At 66.5% G+C, this 21,118-nt stretch carries 21 protein-coding genes and 1 pseudogene; 10 read left to right on the forward strand and 12 right to left on the reverse strand.

Going from position 1 to position 21,118, the window contains the following annotated elements; genetic code table 11:
* Nucleotides 1–48: 48 nt before the first annotated feature.
* The 6 genes and pseudogenes from IBX22_RS14015 to mftA form a co-directional block, all read right to left on the reverse strand.
* On the reverse strand, nt 49–1,419 hold the full coding sequence (locus tag IBX22_RS14015) for a GAF domain-containing protein (protein ID WP_194816023.1): 1,371 nt from the start codon (nt 1,417–1,419) through the stop codon (nt 49–51).
* A gap of 120 nt (nt 1,420–1,539) precedes the next feature.
* Nucleotides 1,540–3,009 carry a mycofactocin system GMC family oxidoreductase MftG gene (mftG, locus tag IBX22_RS14020; protein ID WP_194816024.1) on the reverse strand — a complete coding sequence of 490 codons (1,470 nt, stop codon included), beginning with the start codon at nt 3,007–3,009 and terminating at the stop codon, nt 1,540–1,542.
* Between the two features lie 3 nt (nt 3,010–3,012).
* A complete protein-coding gene (gene mftF / locus IBX22_RS14025; RefSeq protein ID WP_194816025.1) occupies nt 3,013–4,416 on the reverse strand; it encodes a mycofactocin biosynthesis glycosyltransferase MftF in 1,404 nt (467 codons plus the stop codon).
* A 197-nt stretch (nt 4,417–4,613) separates the two neighbouring features.
* Nucleotides 4,614–5,924, reverse strand: a complete 1,311-nt coding sequence (gene mftC / locus IBX22_RS14030; protein ID WP_375540264.1) for a mycofactocin radical SAM maturase — start codon at nt 5,922–5,924, stop codon at nt 4,614–4,616.
* Between the two features lie 3 nt (nt 5,925–5,927).
* Nucleotides 5,928–6,170: pseudogene (mftB, locus tag IBX22_RS37455) on the reverse strand (mycofactocin biosynthesis chaperone MftB); the annotation flags it as partial.
* 16 nt (nt 6,171–6,186) lie between these two features.
* Nucleotides 6,187–6,288 carry a mycofactocin precursor MftA gene (mftA, locus tag IBX22_RS14035; RefSeq protein ID WP_194817671.1) on the reverse strand — a complete coding sequence of 34 codons (102 nt, stop codon included), beginning with the start codon at nt 6,286–6,288 and terminating at the stop codon, nt 6,187–6,189.
* A 250-nt stretch (nt 6,289–6,538) separates the two neighbouring features.
* On the opposite strand from mftA, the gene mftR2 reads away from it, so the two are divergent.
* The gene (gene mftR2 / locus IBX22_RS14040; RefSeq protein WP_228538811.1) at nt 6,539–7,177 is read left to right on the forward strand and encodes a mycofactocin system transcriptional regulator MftR2; all 639 of its coding nucleotides are present in this window, start codon (nt 6,539–6,541) and stop codon (nt 7,175–7,177) included.
* Nucleotides 7,178–7,235: 58 nt separating this feature from the next.
* Nucleotides 7,236–8,291 (forward strand): ferredoxin--NADP reductase, encoded by a 1,056-nt coding sequence (locus IBX22_RS14045; RefSeq protein ID WP_194816027.1) that lies wholly within the window; start codon nt 7,236–7,238, stop codon nt 8,289–8,291.
* Between the two features lie 4 nt (nt 8,292–8,295).
* Here the strand turns inward: IBX22_RS14045 and IBX22_RS14050 are convergent, their stop codons facing one another.
* Nucleotides 8,296–9,033, reverse strand: a complete 738-nt coding sequence (locus IBX22_RS14050) for a DNA alkylation repair protein (RefSeq protein WP_309234608.1) — start codon at nt 9,031–9,033, stop codon at nt 8,296–8,298.
* A gap of 260 nt (nt 9,034–9,293) precedes the next feature.
* Here IBX22_RS14050 and fusA point away from each other — a divergent pair, with 260 nt between their 5' ends.
* The 5 genes from fusA to IBX22_RS14075 all read left to right on the forward strand — a co-directional run bounded on the left by fusA (nt 9,294) and on the right by IBX22_RS14075 (nt 13,698).
* Complete coding sequence (gene fusA / locus IBX22_RS14055; protein ID WP_194816029.1) at nt 9,294–11,390, forward strand: elongation factor G; 2,097 nt, start codon at nt 9,294–9,296, stop codon at nt 11,388–11,390.
* Nucleotides 11,391–11,520: 130 nt separating this feature from the next.
* Nucleotides 11,521–11,826, forward strand: coding sequence for a hypothetical protein (locus IBX22_RS14060; protein WP_194816030.1), 306 nt, complete (start codon nt 11,521–11,523; stop codon nt 11,824–11,826).
* 26 nt (nt 11,827–11,852) lie between these two features.
* Entirely contained in the window at nt 11,853–12,470 is a 618-nt protein-coding gene (locus tag IBX22_RS14065) for a hypothetical protein (protein WP_194816031.1), read from the forward strand.
* Nucleotides 12,471–12,523: 53 nt separating this feature from the next.
* A complete protein-coding gene (locus tag IBX22_RS14070; RefSeq protein WP_194816032.1) occupies nt 12,524–13,339 on the forward strand; it encodes an alpha/beta fold hydrolase in 816 nt (271 codons plus the stop codon).
* A 50-nt stretch (nt 13,340–13,389) separates the two neighbouring features.
* On the forward strand, nt 13,390–13,698 hold the full coding sequence (locus IBX22_RS14075) for a hypothetical protein (protein WP_194816033.1): 309 nt from the start codon (nt 13,390–13,392) through the stop codon (nt 13,696–13,698).
* A 29-nt stretch (nt 13,699–13,727) separates the two neighbouring features.
* Here IBX22_RS14075 and IBX22_RS14080 read toward each other — a convergent pair whose 3' ends face one another.
* Together IBX22_RS14080 and IBX22_RS14085 are read right to left on the reverse strand one after the other, a co-directional pair.
* Nucleotides 13,728–14,369: a TetR/AcrR family transcriptional regulator gene (locus tag IBX22_RS14080; protein WP_194816034.1), complete on the reverse strand. Its 642-nt coding sequence runs from the start codon at nt 14,367–14,369 to the stop codon at nt 13,728–13,730.
* Nucleotides 14,369–14,725 carry an SPW repeat protein gene (locus IBX22_RS14085; RefSeq protein WP_194816035.1) on the reverse strand — a complete coding sequence of 119 codons (357 nt, stop codon included), beginning with the start codon at nt 14,723–14,725 and terminating at the stop codon, nt 14,369–14,371. Before IBX22_RS14085 ends, IBX22_RS14080 begins: the two co-directional genes overlap by 1 nt.
* 314 nt (nt 14,726–15,039) lie before the next feature.
* Here IBX22_RS14085 and IBX22_RS14090 point away from each other — a divergent pair, with 314 nt between their 5' ends.
* From IBX22_RS14090 to IBX22_RS14100, 3 genes are all read left to right on the forward strand, one after another.
* Nucleotides 15,040–16,257 carry an NAD(P)/FAD-dependent oxidoreductase gene (locus tag IBX22_RS14090; RefSeq protein ID WP_194816036.1) on the forward strand — a complete coding sequence of 406 codons (1,218 nt, stop codon included), beginning with the start codon at nt 15,040–15,042 and terminating at the stop codon, nt 16,255–16,257.
* Nucleotides 16,258–16,323: 66 nt separating this feature from the next.
* The gene (locus IBX22_RS14095; RefSeq protein WP_194816037.1) at nt 16,324–17,082 is read left to right on the forward strand and encodes a glutamate racemase; all 759 of its coding nucleotides are present in this window, start codon (nt 16,324–16,326) and stop codon (nt 17,080–17,082) included.
* A 162-nt stretch (nt 17,083–17,244) separates the two neighbouring features.
* Nucleotides 17,245–18,144: a type IV toxin-antitoxin system AbiEi family antitoxin domain-containing protein gene (locus tag IBX22_RS14100; RefSeq protein WP_194816038.1), complete on the forward strand. Its 900-nt coding sequence runs from the start codon at nt 17,245–17,247 to the stop codon at nt 18,142–18,144.
* 65 nt (nt 18,145–18,209) lie between these two features.
* Here IBX22_RS14100 and tuf (IBX22_RS14105) read toward each other — a convergent pair whose 3' ends face one another.
* The 3 genes from tuf (IBX22_RS14105) to tuf (IBX22_RS14115) form a co-directional block, all read right to left on the reverse strand.
* Nucleotides 18,210–19,400: an elongation factor Tu gene (gene tuf / locus IBX22_RS14105; protein WP_194816039.1), complete on the reverse strand. Its 1,191-nt coding sequence runs from the start codon at nt 19,398–19,400 to the stop codon at nt 18,210–18,212.
* A gap of 137 nt (nt 19,401–19,537) precedes the next feature.
* Nucleotides 19,538–19,750 (reverse strand): hypothetical protein, encoded by a 213-nt coding sequence (locus IBX22_RS14110; protein ID WP_194816040.1) that lies wholly within the window; start codon nt 19,748–19,750, stop codon nt 19,538–19,540.
* A gap of 149 nt (nt 19,751–19,899) precedes the next feature.
* A complete protein-coding gene (tuf, locus tag IBX22_RS14115; protein ID WP_194816041.1) occupies nt 19,900–21,090 on the reverse strand; it encodes an elongation factor Tu in 1,191 nt (396 codons plus the stop codon).
* Nucleotides 21,091–21,118 lie beyond the last annotated feature (28 nt).

Below are 21,118 nucleotides of genomic sequence, written 5' to 3' on the forward strand. Positions count from 1 at the left end.
AGGCCCGGAACGCCCCGATGTGAGCCAGGGCACTTTCAGAACTGCAGACTATGAGCCGGAACGTTGCATCCACGTTGCATCGGCGCCGAGCCGCCGGTCGAGCACCCGAATCTTGGCCTCGATCTGCGCATACAGTGGCGAATCACGATCAACCGTCGCGCGATAGGCGGCCCATGCCGCAGCATCGTCACGGCCGTCCGCGCCCGCGGTCCACCGCCGCAGCACGGTGGCATCACCGGAACCGAGCACAGCGGTACGCAACCGCACCCGCAATTCGTCGCGCAGGTCGACGATCCCGGGTGCGGTCGAGCGCGGCAGCACCGGACCGGCATAGAGCTGCAATGCGGATTCGACATCACCGGAGTCCAACGCGGCCCGCAGCGCCTCGACATCGGTTGCGACATGGGACCGCAGACGGTATGGGCGGGAGCCGATCACATTCGCCCCCACCACCGTTCGCAACCGCGACATAGCGGCGCGGATGGTGCCGTTGTCCAGATCGGTGTCGTCGAGCAGCAGCGCCAGATGATCGGCGCCCAGTCCCTCGGCATGTTCGGCGAGCAGCAGCAGGATCTCGGCATGCCGCTGCGACAACGGAACTCGATCCCCTGCCTTGCTCAGCTGCGGCTGCCCGAGGCCGAGCACGTCGAGACCGAGTCGGCCGCAGTCGGCGGGTGCCTCGGCTTGGAAAAACCCTTCCGCCCGCGGGCCGTGCTGGGCCGTGCGCATCGCGGCCAGCAGCAGATCCATTTCCGCGGCGGTCGCGGTCGCTTTGACCAGCGCCAGGATCTCGGGCTTGGCCACCCGGACCCCGCCCGCGACCATCAGTACTCCGACCAGGCGGCCGTCCGGATCGTGCACCGGCGCGGCGGCTCCGGTCAGCTGGTGCATGCGGTGCAGGAAGTGTTCGGGGCCGTGGATCCAGACCGCCCGGCCGGCGCGCACCACGAGCCCGACGGCGTTGGCGCCCACGCGGCGCTCGCTCAGATCGTCGCCCTCGCGCAGTCCGATCTCGGTGGCGACAGCGACCTGGTCGGGGTTGCCGTGGATCCACAGCACGCGGCCGAACTGGTCGGCGACCACGACGATCAAACCCGTTCTGGCCGTGTCCTGTACGAGCAGCTTGTCGATCAGCGGCAGGAGCGGAGCGATGGGGTGCGCGTCGCGGTAGCGCTGTAGATCCGCGCCACGCAGACCGCGCTCACTGCCGGGGTCCATCGGGTCGATTCCGGTGCGCACACTGCGCAGCCAGGATTCGAGCACGAGCGGGCGCAGCAAACCCGCCAGCTGTGAAAGCTGGTCGGCACCGGCGGTGAGGTATCCATGGGCTTGTGCGGCATAGGCTTCCAGGGCGCCGAGTTGAGTGCCCGGTTCGACGCCGTGCCGTGGGGGCCGCCCACCTGCGAGATTGCTGACCATTTGCCTTTCTTTCCGGCGCTGACTTTACCGGCGCATATACCAGGGAAAGGGTGGAAATTCTCGTTTGTCTGCCAGGTCACATCCGGTTAGGATCACCGAGTTTTGTGACCTGCGCGTCTTTCACACCCGTTCGAGAAGGCGCCCGGCCTGTTCGGCAATCATCAGCACGGTGGCTTGCGGACCCCGGCTGAGTGGCACCGGAACCACCGATAGATCCGCCACCGCCAATCCGGTCAGGCCGTGCACCCGGAACCGCTGGTCCACCACCGCGCTTTCGTCGAACGCGGGGCCCATGCGGCAGGTGCCGGACAAATGCTGGGAAGTCCCGAGATTCGCACGCAACCAGGAATTATCCGGTTGCTGATCCGGCACCGCGGCGCCGGGAATTGCGCGCAGCAGCTCCGTCGCGACACCGACCGCCGCACGGAACCGCTCGCGGTCGTATTCCGCGGCGAGGTAGCGATATTCGATGCTCGGCGGCACCCGCGGATCGGCCGAGACGAGCCGCAGCTCGCCTGCCGAGTGCGGCCGCATCAACGCGACCCCGAGCCGCCGCACCTTCGGGTCCGGTCCGAAACGCACTGCATATGGCCGGATTTCGACGTCGTCGAGGAACAGCGAATATTCCAGCGCGACGGTGTCCGCGACCGGAGTCGCGGCTCCCCGATAGTCGATACCGATTTCCGGATGGTCGGTACACCAGGCGCCGACCGGCGCCGGGCCCACCACCGGAATTCCCAGCGTTCGAAGCTGTTCGGGCGGTCCGACCCCGGAGCGCAGCAGTAACGCCGCCGATTCCACCGCGCCCGCGCACAGCACGATCCGATCCGCCGCGATCGTGCCCGACTGCCCGTCGCGGACATAGTCGACGCCGACGGCGCGGGTACCGCGAAACCGAATGCGGGTCACCATTGTCGAGCCGTGCACAGTCAGATTCGGCCGGGTCAGCGCGGGCAGCAGATACTCGGTCGCGGATCCGGCGCGCATTCCGGAATCGACATTGCACGGCACCGGCCCCACTCCGGTCTCGGGGATCGCCTCCGGTAGCGCGTTCAGGTCCGGTATTTCCGGAAACCCCGCCGCCAGTGCCGCCGTCGCGAATTCGACACTAACCGGTACCGGATCTACCGCCCGCCGGACCGGAATCGGACCGCTGCTGCCATGTCCGGGGAACTCGCCGTAATCAAGATCGCGCTCTATTTGCTGATACCCCGGCAGCACTGCCTCGAAAGCCCATTCCGGGCACTCGCGACCCCATGCCGCGAAGTCCGTCGCGAGCGCGCGCACGAAATAGCCACCGTTGATCGCACCGGACCCGCCGATCACCCTGCCGCGCACGATATTTCCCCGGACCGGGCCGTCGGCCAGACGAACCGGATACCGCCACACCCACGGGGACTCCGGTCCGATCGGCATGCGCCCGGCCAGTCGCAGATCCGCGGGTAGCTCGGCGGCGCTGCCCCACACCGGGCCCGCCTCCAGCAGGCACACGGTGTGCTCCGGATCCGCGCTGAGCCGGGCCGCCAGGACACAGCCTGCGGTGCCGCCGCCGACGATGACCGTGCCGGCTCCGGCTACCGCGCCCCTCATCGATCAGTGCGGTGGTGCGGTGGGTTTCAGCGCCTCGACACTGCGCGCCCGATACGCGCCGAGCCACAGCCCGGACCCGTAGGCGATGTCGTCGAGTCGCTTGTAGGCGATATAGCGGAACGGATCCAGCCCACCGGCATCGCGATGGGTGAACCAGTCCGCCAAACCGTCGGCCAGTGCCAGCGTGATCGCGATCCGCCGGATCCGCCGCGAGAACAGCATCGCCAGCAACGTCACCGGCCAGTAGTGCCGGCACACCGCCGACGCCAAACGCCATATGCCGGAGAAGAATCCGCGCGACAGATAGATAGCCGCGATCCGGGTCGGATTGTCCAGCCCGGCGAAGACGCGCCGCAGCCGCACCAGCGCCGTGACCAGGGTGATCAAGCCGCCGAACAGTCCCCACTTCGACAAGGTGCCGAACAGGAACGCGGCGACCACCGTCCAGGTCGGCAGCGACAGCGGCGTCACCATGCCGGGCTCGTGCCGGTGCGCCAGGGGCGCGGCGCCGGTGCCGTAGAACATCTTTCGGCCGAACCAGGACCGGAAGGAGACACGGTGGTCGTGCGCCACATGCGCGGCCGGCTCGTAGCGCAGCCGCCAGCCCGCCTTCTCCAGTCGCCAGCACAGATCGACGTCCTCGGCGACCTGCATGGACTCGTCGAAGCCGCCCGCGGCCAGCAACGCCCGCCGCCGCACCAGCAACGCCGCGCTCGGTACATAGGACACCAGACCGCGGGAATGCACGGCGGATTCGCGCCGGCCCAGATCCAGCGACGAGCGGGTGTGCTCGTAGCGAGCCAGCGTGGTGGACTCCGGATCCAGCGCCACGATGCGCGGCGCGACCAGCGCCACACCCGGATCGCTGAAATGCCCGAGCATCACCTCGAGCCAGCCACTGCGCGGCACCACGTCGGAATCCAGGAACGCGACGAAGTCCGTTGTCGCCGCGCGTAGTCCGGCGTTGCGCGCGGCCGCCGGCCCCTGCCGGCGATCGTGGCGCAGCACCGTCACCCGGCAGCGCGTCCCGCGGTTTTGCGGAATCTGCACCGGTTGATCGGAGCCGTCGTCGACGACGATCACGTTGTGGCCGCGCAGCGCTGCCAGCAAACGCACGAGACCCTCGGCGTTGTTGTGCAGCGGGACGATAACTGTCACGTCCTCCAGCGAGGGCAGCAACCGCGGACGCGGATTACCCACCCCGGAGTCGAGCAGTCGCCGGGCAACGCTGGCGGACTTCGGATCGGTGACCTCGAGATACCCGTCGCCGATCATCTCGGCCGCCTCCGGGGCAAGTCGCAGCAACCGTGCGGGCGAGCCGCCGATCAGGATGCGGCCCCCGGAGTACGCGCGTACTCGCGGATCAATCCGTACCCCGAATCCATCGGGCAGACGATCTTGGCGCATTCCTGGCATGCTAGGCGGGTTTTCACGCGTAAGCATCATTGGCACCCGGAATCGGACAGAAATCTTTATGAGTGCGTTGCGATGTGATTGCCACGGAGCAGATTCCACCATTCAGCAAACCGATGGCAATTGAAGGCGCCCGGCGCGTCGGCCGACGAATTTCCAAATGCCAGCGCATCACTGGCAACTCGGACATTTCAGCCCAGCGGACTCTCGTCGCAGGACCGCGACGGCCGACGGATGGTGAGCGTCAACGGAATCGGCCCGGACTTGCGCGGCTTTCGCACCGTCTTGCGCGAATGATCCACCGACGAACGCGGAATCGTGCGTCCCGAATCCGCCAGCGCCGCCTCGCCGTATCCCTGAACGCATTCCGGATCCGGGCCGTCGGCGGGCAGTCCGGTGAAGAACTTCGCCGCCATGCAGCCGCCCCGGCACGCGTCGTAGTGCGCGCAGCTCGAGCAAGCCCCGCCGCCGCTGGGCGTGCGCAGCTCCGAGAACAGTTCCGAGGTGCTCCAGACATTCTGGAAACCGCCGTCGGACACCACGTTTCCGGCCAGGAAGCTGTCGTGGATGGCGAACGGGCAGGCATAGACGTCACCCACCGGGTCCACCAGGCACACCACGCGACCGGCGCCGCACATGTTCAGGCCGGGCAGCGCCTCGCCGAACGCGGACAGGTGGAAGAACGAGTCGCCCGTGAGCACACCCTCGCCGTTGGCCACCAGCCAGTCGTAGAGCACGCGCTGCTGATCCTGGGTGGGATGCAGTTCGTCCCACACGTCCGCGCCGCGCCCGGAGGGCCGCAGGCGGGTCAAACGCAGTGTGGCGCCGTACTTGTCGGCGATGGCCTTGAACTCGTCGAGCTGCGGGATGTTGTGGCGGGTCGCCACCACCGACAGCTTCGCGTCCTTGAACCCGGCCGCGGCCAGGTTCTCCAGGGCGCGAATCGCCATGTCGTAGGAGCCGGGACCGCGGACCGCGTCGTTGACTTCGGCGTCCGCGCCGTCCAGCGAAATCTGGACATCCACATAGTCACTCGCGGCCAGCCGCTGCGCGACCTCCGGCGTGATCCGAACACCGTTGGTGGAGAACTTGACTCCCACATCGTGTGCGGTGGCGTAGTCGACCAGTTCCCAGAAGTCCGGGCGCACAGTCGGTTCGCCGCCGCCGATGTTGACGTAGAAGATCTGCATGCGCTGGAACTCGTCGATCAGCGCCTTGCACTGCTCGGTGCTGAGCTCGCGCGGATCCCGCCGGCCCGAGGAGGACAGGCAGTGCACGCAGGACAGGTTGCAGGCGTAGGTGAGTTCCCAGGTCAGGCAGATCGGTGCGGCCAGACCGGTTTCGAACCGATCGATGAGCCGCACGGCCTTGTCCGCGGCGGCACCGTCCGACCGCGGGACCACCCCCGCACTGGGCCGGACGGCCTGCGCCGGCGCGGGCACGCTGGAATTCCCCAGAGCGCCCACGGCGCCGGCCGCACGCGCCGGCGCGTCGACGATCATCTCACCCTCGGCCAGTTGCGCAAGCGCACGCAGGTACGGCGCGGCGCGTTCGCCGGAGATCCCGGCCGCCTCCAGAGCCGTACGCGCCGTGGCGTGTTCGGGCAGCGACCGCACGATCTCGACGATCTTCGGGTTCTTCAGGAAGGACAGCTTGCGCGTACCGAAGTGGTACAGCAGCGCGCCGAACGGCTCCGGGCGCAGGGACACCCGGGGATGCAGCTGCCAAGGAGTATCGAGATCGAGCATGGTCACCACCGCCGGATCAGTAGACGCCGCACATGCCGTCGATGGACACCTCTTCGATGAGGGTCTCCTCGATCAGCTCGGCGCTCTCGGTGTCGCTGGGTGCGTGGAACGTGTGCATCATGACAACCTCCGTGTGTGTAGTACCGGTCACACGATAACCAGAAGCGGTACAAAAATGAAACACGTTCCAATCGATGGGACGGTTTCTTGCGACTTCACGATGGCTTCCCCAGGCTCGGCCCATGCTCCCCAGTCCGCCCCCAGCACCCCGCGCCAAGACCGCCCCCGTGGACCGCACTCTAGACTTCCGGTGGAAAGCAGCTGAACAGAACGTGACGGGCGCCACACGCCCGCGGTGCAGAGGTGGCATGGGAGTCGGACGGATGCAGGCCAGCGGGAGCGGCAACACGCTGTCGGAGCCGGAGATCGTCGAAGCCGCATTGCGTGTGGTTCGCGAGGACGGCGTGGAGAAATTGTCCATGCGGCGACTCTCCCGCGAACTAGGCGTCTCACCCATGGCGCCGTACTACTACGTTGCCGACAAACGCGAGCTGCTGGACCTGGTCGCCTCCGCCGCTTTGGCCGGAGTACGCAAGCCACCACCGGAATCCGGGCCCTGGCAGCAGCGGCTGCGCGAGCTCATCGATCAGATCGACGAGAAGCTGCGCAAGCACCCCGGGCTCGGCGATGTGCTGATCGAGCAGATGCTGGGCAAACAGCTGGACCTGATCGCCGCGATCATGGAGATCCTGGCCGAGGCGGGGTTCAGCGACCGCAATGTGCTCGCCGCGTACGCGACCATCCACACCTACCTGTTCGGCCGCAGCCGGGTGAATCCGCGCGACCGCTCGCCGATCTCGGATGTGGCGCTGCCGGAGGTCGTGGACCGGGCCACGAAGTACATCACCGACCTGCGCGGGCGCTACGCCTACGACTTCGGCATGGAGGTGCTCGTCGCCGGCCTGGAGGCTCAGCTTGTCCGGCAGCCGGACTCCGACGTACGATGAAACTGAAACACGTTCTAGTTTTGGCTTCACGCCATCAGACCACGTTCGAGAGGCAGCGATGACAACGGTCGAAGTTCCCCACGGCTCCCGGTCCGTCGTGCTGCGGGTCGCCGCGGTGATCGAGGAAACCGCCGACACCTGTTCGCTGGTCTTCGACGTCCCCGAGGCCGCGCGCGAGAAGTTCGCCTACAAGCCGGGCCAATTCCTCACCCTGCGCGTGCCCAGCGACCTGACCGGCTCGGTGGCGCGGTGCTATTCGCTGGCCAGCTCGCCCTACACCGACGACAAGCCGAAGGTCACGGTCAAGCGCACCGAGGGCGGGTACGGCTCGAACTGGTTGTGCGACAACCTCAAAGCCGGCGATCAGATCGAAGTACTGCCGCCCTCCGGCGTTTTCACGCCCAAGAATCTCGACGAGGACCTGCTGCTGTTCGGCGCGGGCAGCGGCATCACCCCGGTGATGTCGATCCTGAAGTCGGCGCTGGCGCGCGGCAACGGCCGAATCGTGCTGGTATACGCCAATCGCGACCCGCACTCGGTGATCTTCGCCGACGAGCTGCGCGAGCTGTCGGACAAGCACGCGCAACGGCTCACCGTGGTGCACTGGCTGGAGCATCTGCAGGGCCTGCCGTCGGTGGAGGGGCTGGCCACGCTGGTCCGGCCCTACACCTCGTTCGAGGCGTTCATGTGCGGTCCGAAGCCATTCATGGATCGGGTGCACGACGCGCTGGCCCAGCTCGCGGTGCCGCGCAACCGCACGCATGCCGAAGTCTTCAATTCCCTTGCGGGAGACCCGTTCGCGGATCAGGCGCCGGCCGAGGTCTCCGACGAGGAAGCCGCCGACGCCGCGACCGTCGAGGTGGAACTGGACGGCGAGGTGCACCAGCTGTCCTGGCCGCGCAAGCAGACGCTGGTCGACATCATGCTGTCCAAGGGCCTGGATGTGCCCTACTCCTGCCAGGAAGGCGAGTGCGGGTCGTGTGCCTGCACGGTGCTGGAAGGCAAAGTGGAGATGGAGAATTCGGAGATCCTCGATCCGGAGGACATCGAGAACGGGTACATCCTCGGCTGCCAGGCGCGGCCGGTGACCGACCACCTCAAGATCCAGTTCTGAGCGGTTACCGCGCGCGGTAGTGCACCCGCTGGTCGGGCGTCAGATGCTCGGTCGCGTAACTCAATGCGGTGCGGCCCATTTGGCCCGCATGCTTGTCGAGGAAGCCGATGAGCAGCAGCCGGTCGATGCGTTTGCCTACCTCGCGCAGCATCCAGCCGACGGCTTTCTGGATCAGGTCGCGGCGGTCGTCCAGTAGTTGTTCGGCGAGTTCGAACGTGGTGGACGCGTCGCCCGCCTTGATGAACGCGAACGTGGACAGCACCGCGACGCGGCGCTCCCACAGCGAATCCGACTGTGCCAGTTGAAAAAGCAGGTCCCGGGGGCGTTCGAGCAGCCACGGTCCGACGATGTTCTCGGCCGAGACGTCGACCAGATCCCAGTTGTTCACCCGGCCGCGATGCACCGCGTCGAGGTAGAACCGCACCATCTCCTCCTGCGCGGCCAGGTCCAGGGTGCGCGGCTTCGCCGCCTTGGCGAACCGGGCGTTGAGAATGACCAGCCCGGCCAGCCGCTCCTCGTGCACAGGACTGTCCAGCAGTTCCTTGATCCCGGAGAGCGGCAGTCCCGCATAGCGTTTCGCGACAGCGCGGGTGGCAGGTACGCGCACCCCGATCAACACATCGCCCTCGCCGTACTCCCCCGGCCCGGTTTTGAAGAACCGCTGCAGATGGATCGCGTCGGCGGGATCGGCGACCTCCGCCAGCGCTGCCCGTACCTGCGCGGCAGTTGGTGCTTCGGTCACGACATCCTCCCGGACGGTTATCGACGTGGTCGAGCACAATCCAACACCCGGTTCCAATAATCGGTCGACAGGACCCGCCGACACCGGTACACATGGGGGCATGGTTACAGCACGTCCGCATTCGCGGTAGTTACGGCAGGTGTCTCGCAGGCGCGCTGTCGCAGCGCCGCAGACCGACTGCTCGTGCCGTCCCCGGAACGCACCATCTAGGCGAGCGTCTACGAATCAGACGAATCTAGTTGATGGAGTGGGGGATTCCCATGACGCGTGCAATGGCCACCGATCTGAGCCGGGTCCGAAATATCGGCATCATGGCCCACATCGATGCGGGCAAGACCACGACCACCGAACGCATCCTGTTCTACACCGGCGTCACCTACAAGATCGGTGAAGTCCACGACGGCACCGCCGCCATGGACAAGATGCCGCAGGAGCAGGAGCACGGCATCACCATCGCCGCCGCGGCGACCACATGTTTCTGGGCCAAGAACCAGATCAACATCCTCGATACCCCGGGCCACGTCGACTTCACCGTCGAGGTGGAGCGTTCGCTGCGGGTACTCGACGGTGCGGTGGCGGTCTTCGATGCCAAGGAGGGTGTCGAGCCGCAGTCCGAACAGGTGTGGCGCCAGGCCGACCGGTACGACGTGCCCCGGATCTGCTTCGTCAACAAGATGGACAAGCTCGGTGCGGACTTCTTCTACACCGTGCGCACCATCCAGCAGCGCCTGGGCGCGAAACCCCTTGTGGTGCAACTACCGATCGGCGCCGAGGACAGCTTCGAAGGCGTCGTCGACCTGGTCGGGATGCGGGCCCTGCTGTGGCGCGGCGAGACCGAACTCGGGCAGCGCTACGAGATCGCCGAGATCCCGGAGCAGCTGCGGGAACTCGCCGAGCGGTACCGGAACGAGCTACTGGAGGCCGTCGCCGAGACCGACGAGGCGCTGCTGGAGAAGTACCTCGGCGGCGTGGAACTGTCGGTGGCGGAGATCCAGGGCGCGATCCGTCACCTGACGGTGCGCTCGGCGGCCTACCCGGTGCTGTGCGGTTCGGCGTTCAAGAACAAGGGCGTGCAGCCACTACTCGACGCGGTGGTCGCCTACCTGCCCTCGCCCTTGGATGCCGGTGTGGCAGTCGGTCATTCGCCGGCCGACGAGGCCGTGGCGGTGCACCGCGCACCCGAGAGCACCGCGCCGTTCGCGGCGCTGGCGTTCAAGGTGTCGGTGCACCCGTTCTTCGGCAAGCTCACCTACCTGCGGGTGTATTCGGGCCGCGCCGGCACCGGCACCGCGGTCGTCAACTCGACGAAAGGACGAAAGGAGCGCCTGGGCAAGCTGTTCCAGATGCACTCGAACACCGAGAACCCGATCCAGGAAGCGACGGCCGGGCAGATCTGTGCGGTGATCGGACTGAAGGACACCACCACCGGTGACACCCTGTGCGACCCGCACGACCAGATCGTGCTCGAATCCATGACCTTCCCGGACCCGGTCATCCGGGTGGCCATCGAGCCGAGAACCAAGTCCGATCAGGAGAAGCTGGGCACCGCCATCGCGCGCCTGGCCGACGAGGATCCGACCTTCTCGGTGCGGGTGGACGCCGAAACCGGGCAGACCGTCATCGGCGGCATGGGCGAGTTGCACCTCGACATCCTGGTCGACCGCATGAAGCGGGAGTTCAAGGTCGAGGCCAACGTCGGCAAGCCGCAGGTGGCCTATCGCGAAACCATCACCGCCACGGTGGACCGGCACGAGTACACCCATCGCAAGCAGGTGGGCGGGCGCGGCCAGTTCGCCAAGGTCGTGATCGCGGTAGCGCCGTTCGTCGGCGAGGATGGCGCGGTCTACGAGTTCGAGAGCCGGGTCACCGGCGGCCGGGTGCCGAAGGAATACATTCCCGCGGTCGACGCCGGTGCGCAGGACGCCCTGCGGACCGGGGTGCTCGCCGGATATCCGATGGTGAATGTGCACGTGGCGCTGCTCGATGGCGCTGCGCACGTCCAGGATTCGTCGGATCTGGCGTTCCGCACCGCAGGCGCGCAGGCGGTGCGGCAGGCGATCGCCAAGGCGCGTCCGGCGCTGCTGGAGCCGATCATGGCCGTCGAAGTCGTCACCCCGGAGGAATACCTGGGTGATGTCATCGGCGACCTGAACTCCCGGCGCGGCCACGTGCAGGCGATGACGCAGCGTCGAGGCGCCCGCGTCATCCGGGCACTGGTGCCGCTGAAGGAGATGTTCGGTTACATCGGTGACCTGCGGTCCAAGACGCAGGGCCGGGCGAACTACGCCATGGTGTTCGACTCGTACGCGCAGGTCCCCGCGGCTGTGGCCACGGAGATCATCGCCAAGGCCGGTTGACATCAGGACAGCACCGTCGCCAGCGGGCGGCGGTGCTGTCCTGATTGCCCACGCGTGTCGCGGGTACGTGTCGCAGTAAGAGCCCGATAACCCGGCTATCCCCCCACCGGCGCGGGAAGGACGCGGAAGAATGGCAAGCTCAGGTCGTTGCCCGGAATGTGAGCACGACGGTATACCGATCCTGTACGGACTACCGCTCGCCAAGGCGCGAGTCATGGCGGTACGCGGCGATATTCGACTAGGCGGCTGTCTGGTTTCCTTCGATGACCCCCAATGGGAATGCTCCAACTGCAAGCAGCTGTGGCACGATCCGGAGGGCGCGGCCCTGGCACTCTCGGCCTTGTTCGCACGACCCCAGGAATTCACCGCCGCACCGCGCCGCCGCAAGCGACGCTGGTCGGGCCTGGGCAGGTTTCACCAAGTCGACCGCCAATAACTGCCCGTCCCTCATAATCTGCGGGTATGACAACAACGCCGCCCTCGGCGCCTTCCCGATGGTCCGGAATCAGGTTGGCAGTCACAGAATTTGTGCGCGCTCATGCACGTGGGATCATCGCCACGACCATCGCCATTGTCTTGGCTCTTGCCGGCACGGCCGGTTTGATCAGCCTCGGCATGGACCTCAAACAAAATCAGAATCCGTCTCCGGCGCCCCCGACCGGCGTCCCATTACCCACGGTCACAACTGCTGTCGCACCGAAGATCCTCTCGCAGGACACCAGTAAGACGATCAGGGACGTCGAAGGCATCGACCTGGACACAGGAGACATCAAGAACCAAGACATCCTCGGTGTCGACGCCAGCCCGTCTCGAACCGCCGACAGGCTCAACGCGATGACCAATGCCGCATCGCGTTTCGCCATTCCCGGCCAAGGCGCGGACAGCGTCTTCCACCGATGCTCGACAGTGCCGGAAGCTTCCTGGACCCACCCTTTGCTCAACCTCTACGCGCTGGATCCCGGGGCCACTATCTGTGTGCGCACTGATCAGGGAAATATTTCCGCGATGACCGTGACCCATGTCCCCTCAGCGGGCGAGCCACACCTCGAATTCGACTACATCACCTGGCGGGCACGCTGACAGCCGCCGCCGAGTAGGCTCGACACGAGTACTACAAAGCGTAGGAGGAACTGATGGGCCGGTCTACTTCCGCCGCGGCACTGGCGGTCACCGAAGGCGCGCTGAAACACGGATTGCCCTATCTCGCAATGGGTTCCGGGCAGCCGCTGGTCTTCCTGCGCTGGTTCACGGCCGATCATGCCAACCCGACCGGCTGGATGCGGGACACCGAGATCAAGTCGCTCGCGCCCCTGGCCCGCGACTTCCGCGTCTACGCCGTCGGCCGCGCGCCCGGGATGGCCGCGGGCACCACGATGGCCGACATCGCGACCCAGCACGCGGAGGCGCTGCATTCCGAATTCGGCGGTCCCGTAGACGTTCTCGGCATCTCTTCGGGCGGTTCGGTGGCGCTGCAACTCGCCGCCGACCACCCCGGCGCTGTACGCAAACTCGTCGTGGCCTCCTCGGGGTACCGCCTGGAGCGAGCCGCGTCCGCCTCCCAGGTGAAGTTCGGCGAAGCGGCCGCCCGCGGCGAACGCGCCCTGCACCACATGGCCTCGGTCGGCTTCGCCAACCCGGTGGTGGCGCGGCTCGCCGCCGCCGGCATGTGGCTGCTGGATCCGCTCGCACGCCCGAAGAACCCCGCCGACACGCTCGCCTTCGTCCGCGCCGAGGACGCCTTCGACCTCGACGGCCGCCTCTCCGACATCAAAGCCCCCACCCTGGTGGTCGGCGGCGAACGCGACGGCTTCTACCCGGTAGCGAACTTCCGCCACACCGCCGACGGAATCCCCAACTCGCACTTGATCATCTACCCCGGCGCCAGTCACATGGGCGCCATCAAACACCCGCGCTTCGCCCCCGACCTCACGGCCTTCCTCACTCGGTAGGGCAAACCGGGCGACACCGGCCAGGGCACCCCCGGGTGCACACTGAACACATGGCCGAACACGCAACCTGTCCCCGGTGCGGCACCGACGGCGTCCCGATCATCTACGGCTTTCCCTCCGCAGCGGTCATGGACAAGGTCGAAGCCGGCCGCGCGCAAATGGGCGGCTGCGTCATCACCGGCACCGAACCGCGCTGGGCCTGCCCGTCCTACCAGCACCGCTGGCGCACCGACACTCCCGCGCACACAGACACCCCCGAACTCCGGCGTGCGCCCTCCACCTCACGCCGAACTCGCACTGACGCAGCCGAACTCAGCCCCGAAATCCACCGCGACGACACCGGCCGCAAGCCCTCCTGATTGCACCCGCCACGCCGATATCGCCGAACTCAACCCAACTGCGTCATACCGGCCGCGACGACCTGAGCGATGTTCAGAACATCATCGGCATGCGGCAACGACACCCCGTCCAACGCCTGCAGCCGGTCACTGCTGGCGATGGCGAACATCGCCGATACCCACGCTGTCGCACAGGCTTTCACCGTGCCCGGCCGGATCTTGGTCGGCGCGCTGGCCTCGAGCACCTTGACGGTCACCTCCAGCAACTGATCGCGCAGGTGCCGCAGCTGACGACGCACATCGGGATGCGTATCGGCCTCGCGCCACATGATCACGCGCATCACCGAGGAATGGTGGTCGCGCAGATTCAGCGCGGCGTCCAGGTTGACCAGGCTGGCCGCGGGATCGCCGGGGGTGACGACGGTGCCGATGTCGGCGATCGGCTGTGCGGGCACGCGTTCGGCCATCAGGGCCGAGAGGATCGCGTCCTTGGTCGGGAAGTAGTAGAAGACAAGGCCTTTCGGGACGCCAGCCGCGGTGGCGAGCGCGGCTGTCGGCGTCGCGTCGAAGCCCTGTGCGGCGAACAGTTTTTCGGCCGCATCCAGAATGAGTTGCCGGGCGTCGCCGTCCACTTTCGCGCTACGGCGACGCCCGGCACGGTCCCCTCGCCGAGGGGATTTCGGCATTTGCATCAGTGGTGCGGCGCCATGTTGTGCAGACGACCCGACACCGTCGGCAGTGCCGCTACCGCGACCACTACCGTCGCTACCCCGACTACCCATGCGGTCCAGGATGCGCCGAAGTAGGCGGTGAAGTCCAACACCCACGGCGACAGGAACAGCAGTGCGCCGAACAGCGCCATCGCGTAGTCGAGCGCCGCCAGGGACGCGCGGTAGATCTGCGCCAGACCGGTGAGGGCGATCAGCGCGCCGAGGATGATCAGCGCCCAGAACGCATTGTCGTTGGTCGCGACCCAGAGGGTGGACAGTGCGGCGAAGACGCCGAGTGCGACGGCGAGGCCGTCCTGTGCACGGCTATTGGTGAACATGATGTGCCTCCTAAAGGCTCCGAATGTGTCCGTACCTCCCGGTATATACCTGATTGACCGCCCGATCAATACTTCTGTGGACACGTTTCCGCACCGACATTCCGATGTGACCGCCCACACAAACCAGTAAAACCAAGCAACCGTTAGGGTGAGGTTGTGGACGTCCGGCAGAGTTACCAGCAGCGCGAGGTTGCACCGCTGTCGCGAGCGGGTATCCCACCTCAGTCGCCTCCACCGGGCCGCACGCCGTTTCACTCTCGTCCACAGGCAATTCCGGCGGGTCACACCGTCCTGGCATCGAAAGGTAGGGCGGCATGACAGCGCCGATTGTGATCGTCGGAGCCGGTTTGGCCGGATTGCGCACCGCCGAGGAACTGCGCCGCGCGGGTTACGCGGGCGGGATCGTGCTGATCGGCGAGGAATCCCGGCTCCCCTACGACCGCCCGCCGCTGTCCAAGCAATTCGTCCGCGGTGAAACCGACGACACCACACTGCGTCCCGCGGAGTTCTTCAGCGAGAACCAGATCGAGCTGCGGCTCGACACCGCGGCGACCGGCGTGGACACCGCCGCCCGCCAGGTCCGTCTCGCCGACGGTGGTCGGATCGACTACGACCAGCTGGTCATCGCGACCGGTCTGCGGCCTCGCCGTTTACCCGGTCTACCCGATCTGAAGGGCGTGCACGTCCTGCGTGATCACACCGACGCCGCCACCTTGCGCGCCGAATTGGCCGGTGCCAAAAAGGCGCTCGTGGTCGGGGCCGGGTTCATCGGCTGCGAGGTCGCCGCCAGTTTCCGGGCGAGCGGGGTGGCCGTCGTCCTCGTCGAACCCCAGCCGACGCCCCTGGCCTCCGTACTCGGCGAACAGGTCGGCGCGCTCGTCGCCCGCATGCACCGGGCCGAGGGCGTCGACCTGCGCTGCAACACCGGCCTCGACACCTTCCTCGCCGACGACTCCGACCGCGTGCGCGGCGCCCGCCTCTCCGACGGCACCGAGATCGCCGCCGACCTCGTCGTCATCGGCGTCGGCTCCCGGCCGGTCACCGAATGGCTCACCGACTCCGGCATCGAACTCGCCGAACCCGCCGTCGGCGGCGGCGTGCTGACCGACGAGGTCGGCCGCACCTCCGTCCCCGGCGTCTGGGCCGTCGGCGACGTCGCCGCCTGGCTGCACGCTGTGCCCGACCAAGACACCGGCCACCGCAAGCGCGTCGAACACTGGACCAACGCCGGCGAACAAGCCAAACTCCTCACCTGCGCACTGCTCGGCTTGGCCGCCCCCACCGCCGCCCAGGTTCCCTACTTCTGGAGCGACCAGTACGAGGTGAAGATCCAAGCCCTCGGCACCCCCAACGCCGCCGACGACGTCACCATCGTCAGCGACGACGGCCGTAAATTCCTCGCCTACTACGCCCAGGACGGCATCCTCACCGGCGTCGTCGGCGCCGGGCTCACCGCCAAGGTGATGAAAACCCGCGCCAAACTGGCAACTCGGACCGCACTGTCCGACCTGCTCACCCCCGCTACCACCTGACCTCCCTTATCGGAGCGCTAAGGCTTCGATGGGGGTGCGGCGCGGGCGCTGTAATACGGTGGTCACGTGATCGTCGCGCTCATCGATTCCGGGTTGGGGCTGCTACCCACGGCCGCGTGGCTGCGCAAGCTGCGGCCCGAGGTCGATCTGCTGCTGCAGACGGACCCGGACGGCGCGCCATGGGGGCCGAAGCCGGAGCAGTGGGTGGTGGACCGAGTTGTGGAAGCGGCGCGGAACTCGCTGCGGCACGGGGCGCAGGTGATCGTGCTGCCCTGCAACACCGCGAGCGTCACCGCGCTGGAGCACGTCCGCGCCGAAGTCGGGCCCGACGTGCCGGTGGTGGGCACCGTTCCGGCCATCAAACCCGCTGCGGCCGTCTGCAATTCCGTGGCGGTCTGGGCGACGGCGGCGACCACCGCCAGCAAGTACCAGGCCAATCTGATCGCGCAATTCGCCGGTGACGCGAAGGTGGTCGGCGTCGCCTGCCACGGCTTGGCCGACGCCATCGACCGCGGCGACCTCGCCGCCGCCAAAGCTTCCATCGCCCGCGCCGCCGAACAATCGCCCGCCGACCTCGAAGGCGTAGTTCTCGGCTGCACCCACTACCCGCTCGTCATCGACGAAATCATCGCCGCCCTGCCCGCCGGCGTCCGGCTCTTCGACAGCGCCGAAGCCGTAGCCGCCCAAACCCTCCGCCGCCTCGACGCGCTGAACCTTGCCCCGGGCACCGGCAAAGTCACCGTCCTCAACAGTGCCCGGCCCGGAGCCCTTCCCTCCTCGGCCGCCCACTTCGCACCCGGCCGCCTCCTCGGCGCCAAACCCTGACGCCGTTCTCGAATTTCTTTCCGACGCTCCCGCTTTGAGCGGCCGCGAATCCAAGAGTTGTTGCGCTGCAACGCGATTTGGAGTTATCCCCAGGATGAAAGTTATCCACAGGGGCGGGTTTTTCGTGGGGGTAGCAGCGCAGGCCCGGCGCATCATTGCCGGATGACCGATGAGCTGTTGCTTCGCAAGACCGCGTTGAAGCGCGGTGTCACGGATTACGCCTTGCGGCAAGCGTGTCAGAGTGGGCGGCTGACGCGGCTCCGGCCGGGAGCGTACGCGTATACGAACGGGCCCGCCGACCCGTATGGGCGGCACTTACTGGCGATCAGGGCGACGGCGGACGCCGTGGGCGATGGTGTCGCGATCAGTCACCAGTCGGCGGCGGTGCTGCACGGATTGCCGCTGCTGGAGCCGCCCGGACGTCAGGTGCACGCCACTGTGAACCGCGCGACCGGCGGGCGCCTGACGAGGTGCCTGCACCTGCACAGCACCCGGTTCGACGAGGACGAGGTGATGATGGTCGACGGGGTCCTGACGACGACTCCGGCCCGCACCGTCGCCGATCTGGCCCGGACCGCGTCGTTCTGCGGAGCCGTCGTCACCGGCGACGCCGCGATGCGCACCTACGGACTCTCGATCGATCAACTGACCGAGGCACTCCAGCGCTGGCACCGCAGGCGCGGGTTGTCGCAAGCACGGCAAGCGATCTTCTTCATGGATGCCCGCAGCGAAAGCCCAGGCGAGTCCCGCAGCCGAGTCGCCATGCACTTCGCCTTCCTCCCCAAACCCGAACTGCAGACCGAGATCCGCGACGAACACGGCGATTTCGTCGCCCGGGTGGACTTCTTTCTGCCCCAGCACAACGTGATCGGCGATTTCGCGTTTCCCGGTGACTCTACGGATGTGGGAGACCTCCGCGAGGATGTCCTCCGCGGCCTCGGCGCCCAAGTGGTCCGCTGGACCACCGCCGACCTGGACGATTTCACTGCCACCGCTTCCCGCTGGCGCAGAGCCATCGCCCGATCCGCCACCGCCCCGCCCCCGCGTTGGCAAATCCGCTGATCCACAGGCTTCCCCAGGACCCACCCATGCGATCGCGCAAGTTCGCGACTGCGTGGGTGGTACGCCTAGACCAGGATCTTGGTGACGCGCCCGGCGCCGACGGTGCGGCCGCCTTCGCGGATGGCGAAGCGGAGGCCTTCGTCCATTGCGATGGGTTGGATGAGTTTTACGATCATTTCGGTGTTGTCGCCGGGCATGACCATTTCGGTGCCTTTGGGCAGGGTTACCACGCCGGTGACGTCGGTAGTACGGAAGTAGAACTGGGGGCGGTAGTTGTTGAAGAAGGGGGTGTGACGCCCGCCCTCATCTTTGCCGAGGATGTAGACCTGGGCTTCGAATTCGGTGTGGGGCGTGGTGGTTCCGGGTTTGACGACTACTTGGCCGCGTTCGACGTCTTCACGTTTCACGCCGCGGAGCAGCAGCCCGACGGCGTCGCCGGCTTGGCCCTGGTCCAGCAGTTTGTGGAACATTTCGATGCCGGTGACGTGGGTTTTGATGCGCTTGGTCCGGATGCCGACGAGTTCGACTTCGTCGTTGAGTTTCAGCACGCCGCGTTCGATGCGGCCGGTGACGACGGTGCCGCGGCCGGTGATGGTGACAACGTCCTCGATCGGCATGAGGAAGGGCTTGTCGGTGTCACGAACCGGTTCCGGAATGAATTCGTCTACGGCGTCGAGCAATTCGAGGATGGCCTGGGTCCACGCCGGGTCACCCTCGAGCGCCTTCAACGCGGACACCCTGACGATCGGCGCGTTTTCGTCGAACTCCTGCGCGGCCAGCAGATCTCGCACCTCGAGCTCGACAAGTTCCAGGATCTCCTCGTCGTCGACCAGATCGGCCTTGTTCAACGCGACCAGAATGTAGGGCACACCGACCTGACGCGCCAGCAGCACATGCTCACGGGTCTGCGGCATCGGGCCGTCGGTGGCGGCCACCACGAGAATCGCGCCGTCCATCTGCGCCGCCCCGGTGATCATGTTCTTCACATAATCGGCGTGACCGGGCGCATCGACATGCGCGTAATGCCTACGCTCCGTTTGATATTCGACATGCGCGATATTGATCGTGATGCCGCGCGCCTTCTCCTCCGGCGCCTTGTCGATCGAATCGAAAGCGGCCATCGAATTGAGCCCGGGATACTTGTCCGTCAGCACTTTCGTAATCGCCGCCGTCAGCGTCGTCTTGCCATGATCCACATGACCGATCGTGCCGATGTTGACATGCAATTTGGTCCGGTCGAACTTAGCCTTAGCCACCGGAACACCTTCTCCCTGGGACTAGCTCGTGGAAACCCCCAAGCTCGACGATAGCCCCCGAGAACCCCCGTGCGCCTCGAATTTTCGAGACCGCAACCCGCCGAGGACCGCCCAAAGATCAACTACGCCAAGGCAAATCAGCTGCCGATGGGATACCCCGGCGTCACCACCGAATATCCGACCTCGATCTGATCCCGCTCCAGCGGCCGCAGAATCAGCGAGATGGACTTCGGGTCGAACGGCCGACGCCCGATCAAGTCGATCCCGACCAGAGTGGTTTTCCGGCGCCCACCGGCGAGATCCACGATTTCGAGCTCATCCCCCACATCGGCCACCCCCTGCTCGATCACTCCCACAACGATCACCCCACGCCCAGTGACGTTGAACAGCGAAGTAACTCGTAGAACAAAGGGACCGACCACCGAATCAGTCTCCCCGGAAACGCCGAACGGCGCCGCTCCAAAGGAGCGACGCCGTTCGGTTGAAGAGAGTCAGAGACTCACTTGATGATCTTCGTGACGCGACCGGCGCCGACGGTGCGGCCACCTTCACGGATCGCGAAACGCAGGCCCTCGTCCATGGCGACCGGCTGGATCAGCTTGACGGACATCTCGGTGTTGTCACCGGGCATGACCATCTCGGTGCCCTCGGGCAGGGTCACAACGCCCGTCACGTCAGTCGTACGGAAGTAGAACTGCGGGCGGTAGTTGTTGAAGAACGGGGTGTGGCGGCCACCCTCATCCTTCGACAGGATGTACGCCTGGCCCTCGAACTCGGTGTGCGGGGTGGTGGTGCCCGGCTTCACGACAACCTGGCCACGCTCGACATCTTCGCGCTTGATGCCACGAACCAGCAGACCGACGTTGTCGCCGGCCTGGCCCTGGTCGAGCAGCTTGCGGAACATCTCGATACCGGTGACGGTGGTCTTGGTGCTCTTCTCGCGGATGCCGACGATCTCGACTTCCTCGTTCACGTTGAGCACGCCGCGCTCGATACGACCGGTGACGACGGTGCCACGACCGGTGATCGTGAAGACGTCCTCAACGGGCATCAGGAACGGAAGCTCGGTCTCACGGACCGGCTCCGGGATCGACTCGTCGACCGCGTTCATCAGCTCGACGATGGACTCGACCCACTTCGGGTCGCCTTCCAGCGCCTTCAGACCGGAGACGCGCACGACCGGCGCTTCCTCGTCGAATTCCTGCGAGGCCAGCAGTTCGCGGACCTCCATCTCGACGAGCTCGAGGATTTCCTCGTCGTCGACCATGTCGGACTTGTTCAGCGCGACCAGGATGTAAGGAACACCGACCTGACGGGCGAGCAGCACGTGCTCGCGAGTCTGCGGCATCGGGCCGTCGGTAGCAGCGACCACCAGGATGGCGCCGTCCATCTGCGCCGCACCGGTGATCATGTTCTTGATGTAGTCCGCGTGACCCGGAGCATCGACGTGCGCGTAGTGGCGCTTTTCCGTCTGGTACTCGACGTGGGAGATGTTGATCGTGATACCACGAGCCTTCTCCTCCGGCGCCTTGTCGATCTGATCGAACGCGAACGCGGCGTTCAGATCCGGGAACTTGTCAGCCAGCACCTTGGTGATCGCTGCGGTCAGCGTGGTCTTGCCGTGGTCGACGTGACCGATGGTGCCGATGTTGACGTGCGGCTTCGTCCGCTCGAACTTCGCCTTCGCCACTGTGGTGTCCTCCTGGACTTGTTGGTGC

This window comes from Nocardia sp. XZ_19_385, assembly GCF_015355755.1.
In the GTDB taxonomy this organism is placed as follows: Bacteria; Actinomycetota; Actinomycetes; order Mycobacteriales; family Mycobacteriaceae; genus Nocardia.

Coding starts and splice junctions, on each gene's coding strand:
- IBX22_RS14015 (WP_194816023.1), bottom strand. CDS start 1,419: ATGGTCAGCAATCTCGCAGGTGGGCGGCCCCCACGGCACGGCGTCGAA.
- mftG (WP_194816024.1), bottom strand. CDS start 3,009: ATGAGGGGCGCGGTAGCCGGAGCCGGCACGGTCATCGTCGGCGGCGGC.
- mftF (WP_194816025.1), bottom strand. CDS start 4,416: ATGCGCCAAGATCGTCTGCCCGATGGATTCGGGGTACGGATTGATCCG.
- mftC (WP_375540264.1), bottom strand. CDS start 5,924: ATGATCGTCGACGCGCCGGCGCGTGCGGCCGGCGCCGTGGGCGCTCTG.
- mftA (WP_194817671.1), bottom strand. CDS start 6,288: ATGCACACGTTCCACGCACCCAGCGACACCGAGAGCGCCGAGCTGATC.
- mftR2 (WP_228538811.1), top strand. CDS start 6,539: ATGGGAGTCGGACGGATGCAGGCCAGCGGGAGCGGCAACACGCTGTCG.
- IBX22_RS14045 (WP_194816027.1), top strand. CDS start 7,236: ATGACAACGGTCGAAGTTCCCCACGGCTCCCGGTCCGTCGTGCTGCGG.
- fusA (WP_194816029.1), top strand. CDS start 9,294: ATGACGCGTGCAATGGCCACCGATCTGAGCCGGGTCCGAAATATCGGC.
- IBX22_RS14060 (WP_194816030.1), top strand. CDS start 11,521: ATGGCAAGCTCAGGTCGTTGCCCGGAATGTGAGCACGACGGTATACCG.
- IBX22_RS14065 (WP_194816031.1), top strand. CDS start 11,853: ATGACAACAACGCCGCCCTCGGCGCCTTCCCGATGGTCCGGAATCAGG.
- IBX22_RS14070 (WP_194816032.1), top strand. CDS start 12,524: ATGGGCCGGTCTACTTCCGCCGCGGCACTGGCGGTCACCGAAGGCGCG.
- IBX22_RS14075 (WP_194816033.1), top strand. CDS start 13,390: ATGGCCGAACACGCAACCTGTCCCCGGTGCGGCACCGACGGCGTCCCG.
- IBX22_RS14080 (WP_194816034.1), bottom strand. CDS start 14,369: ATGCAAATGCCGAAATCCCCTCGGCGAGGGGACCGTGCCGGGCGTCGC.
- IBX22_RS14085 (WP_194816035.1), bottom strand. CDS start 14,725: ATGTTCACCAATAGCCGTGCACAGGACGGCCTCGCCGTCGCACTCGGC.
- IBX22_RS14090 (WP_194816036.1), top strand. CDS start 15,040: ATGACAGCGCCGATTGTGATCGTCGGAGCCGGTTTGGCCGGATTGCGC.
- IBX22_RS14100 (WP_194816038.1), top strand. CDS start 17,245: ATGACCGATGAGCTGTTGCTTCGCAAGACCGCGTTGAAGCGCGGTGTC.